This is a genomic window from Streptomyces sp. RP5T, assembly GCF_003933965.1.
In the GTDB taxonomy this organism is placed as follows: Bacteria; Actinomycetota; Actinomycetes; order Streptomycetales; family Streptomycetaceae; genus Streptomyces.
In genome coordinates, this window is the sequence record NZ_RSAJ01000846.1 from 1 (window position 1) to 2,750 (window position 2,750).

The window sequence follows — 2,750 nt, forward strand, 5'->3', positions numbered from 1 at the left end:
GCACGACGGGGGACGGCTTCGGGGGAGCCGGGCACGGGAAAGGGCGGTCCCGCCTTCACGGGGGACCGCCCTTCGTCGTGCCGGGTGCCGGAGTGCCGGGTGCCGGAGTACCGGGTGTCAGACCTTCAACGGCCTGATCGACGTCGGCGCGTGGGCCGGCTCCGTGGCGATCTCCTCGAACTCGACCACGTTGCCTATGTCGTTCGTCGTCGACATCGAGATGTTGGTGACCCGCTCCAGGATCGCCTCGACGACGACCGGGACCCGGAACTCGGCGGCGAGCTTCTTCGCCTGCTCCAGGGCCTCGCCCAGTTCCGCCGGATCGGTCACCCTGATCGCCTTGCAGCCGAGCCCCTCGGCGACCTTGACGTGGTCGACGCCGTAGACGCCCAGCTCCGGGGAGTTGATGTTCTCGAACTCCAGGTTGACCTGGAAGTCGATGTCGAAGGCGCGCTGGGCCTGGCGGATCAGGCCCAGGTAGGAGTTGTTCACGAGGACGTGGATGTACGGGATCCGGTGCTGGGCCCCGACGGCCAGCTCCTCGATCATGAACTGGAAGTCGTAGTCGCCGGACAGGGCCACGACCTGTGCCTCCGGGTCGGCCTTGGCGACGCCCAGCGCGGCCGGGATCGTCCAGCCGAGGGGGCCGGCCTGGCCGCAGTTGATCCAGTGCCGGGGCCTGAAGACGTGCAGCATCTGAGCGCCGGCGATCTGGGAGAGGCCGATCGTGGAGACGTACCGGGTCTCCGGGCCGAAGGCCCTGTTCATCTCCTCGTAGACGCGCTGCGGCTTGATGGGGATGTCGTCGAAGTGCGTACGGCGCTGGAGGGTCGCCTTCTTCTCCTGCGCGGCGGCCGCCCACGCCGAGCGGTCGGGGAGCCGGCCCGCCGCCTTCAACTCCCCTGCCACCTCGACGAAGAGCTCCAGGGCGGCCCGGGCGTCGGAGGCGATGCCGTAGTCCGGGGCGAAGATCCTGCCGATCTGGGTGGGCTCGACGTCGACGTGCACGAACGTGCGGCCCGCGGTGTAGACGTCCAGCTTGCCGGTGTGACGGTTGGCCCAGCGGTTGCCGATGCCGAGGACGAAGTCGGACTCCAGGAAGGTGGCGTTGCCGTAGCGGTGCGAGGTCTGCAGGCCCACCATGCCGGCGTGCAGCTCGTGGTCGTCGGGCAGGACGCCCCAGCCCATGAGGGTCGGGACCACCGGGATGCCGGTCAACTCGGCGAACTCGACGAGGAGTTCGGCGGCATCGGCGTTGATGACACCGCCGCCCGCGACGATCAGCGGGCGCTCGGACTCGCCGAGGAGCGCGAGCGCCTTCTCGATCTGCGCGCGGCTCGCGACCGGCTTGTAGACCGGGAGCGGCTGGTACGTGTCCGGGTCGAACTCGATCTCGGTGAGCTGGACGTCGATCGGCAGGTCGATCAGGACCGGGCCGGGTCGGCCGGAGCGCATGAGGTGGAAGGCCTGCTGGAAGACGCCGGGGACCTGGGCCGCCTCCAGGACGGTGACCGCCATCTTCGTCACCGGCCCCGCGATGGAGGCGATGTCGACGGCCTGGAAGTCCTCCTTGTGGATCACCGCGGTCGGGGCCTGGCCGGTGATGCACAGGATCGGGACGGAGTCCCCGGTGGCGGAGTACAGCCCGGTGATCATGTCGGTGCCGGCGGGACCGGAGGTGCCGATGCAGACACCGATGTTGCCCGGGTGGGTCCTCGTGTACCCCTCGGCCATGTGCGAGGCGCCCTCCACATGGCGGGCGAGGGTGTGGTGGATGCCGCCGGAGGCCTTGAGCGCGGCATAGAAGGGGTTGATCGCCGCGCCGGGGACACCGAACGCGTCCGTGACACCTTCGCGCTTGAGGATCTCAACTGCCGCGCGGGCAGCGGTCATTCGAGCCATCGAGTACTCCTGCTTCGACTGCTTCTACTGCTTCGGCTGTCGGATGCGTACTCCCGTCGCGCCCCGCGGTGAGTGCTTCCGCAATACGGAATTTATTTTCTACTATCTGGAAGCAATGTAGGTGGGCGGGTGAAGACCGTCAAGAGGCGGACAACGGGGCGGGCACAGGAGGACGATGTGGCCATGTCCGAGAGCGTGTCGGTGCGCTGTCCGGTCTGCCGGCGCGAGCACCTCTACGCGGCGCCGTCGTACCCGTGCGAGTGCGGCGCCCCCGTCTGCCCGCCGCTGGACCGGTACGGGACGCCCACGGCCGTCACCCACCAGGTCTGGGAGGAGGCGTGGGTCGCGGTGGAGTGCGCGGTCTGCGGCCGCAAGGCGGAGTGGCCGCAGCCGGAACTGGGCTGCACCTGCGGTACGGTCCTGCGGATCCCGGTGGCCGGGGACGCCCGCCCGGATGCCGAGCCGGGCGCGGAGCCGGACGTGGCCGCCCCCGCTCCCCCGCGCCCCGCCTTCCAGCCGATCACGATCCGCACGGCGCGTGACGCGGTCACCGTCGCCGCGCTGTATCTGCGCTGGCTCGGCTACGAGGACATCCGGCGCGCGGACCAGCGGCCACCGTCCGGCATCGGCCTCGCGGCCCGCGGGGTGCTGGCCCACGTGGACCCGACCGTACGGCCCGCCTCGGCGCGGGACGTGGAGTGCCTGTGGCTGACGGCCATGACGGAGTCCGCGCACTGCGTCTACTTCTCGCTGGCCGGCTACAGCACCGAGGCCCGCGCCCGCGCGGACACCCTGGGCATCCCCTTGTTCGTCCTGGACCTGACGGGCACACCACAGCCGGTGAACAG

At 70.2% G+C, this 2,750-nt stretch carries 2 protein-coding genes; one reads left to right on the forward strand and one right to left on the reverse strand.

Annotated features, from left to right (window positions below; all coding sequences use genetic code 11):
- Positions 1-117: 117 nt before the first annotated feature.
- Complete coding sequence (gene gcl, locus EHS43_RS41910; protein ID WP_125195722.1) at positions 118-1,902, reverse strand: glyoxylate carboligase; 1,785 nt, start codon at positions 1,900-1,902, stop codon at positions 118-120.
- Positions 1,903-2,085: 183 nt separating this feature from the next.
- On the opposite strand from gcl, the gene EHS43_RS41915 reads away from it, so the two are divergent.
- A partial coding sequence (locus EHS43_RS41915; protein WP_125195723.1) for a hypothetical protein occupies positions 2,086-2,750 on the forward strand: 665 nt, incomplete at its 3' end.

Bases quoted from the DNA above. Each gene is read 5' to 3' on its own strand.
- gcl (WP_125195722.1), bottom strand. From the start codon at position 1,902: ATGGCTCGAATGACCGCTGCCCGCGCGGCAGTTGAGATCCTCAAGCGC.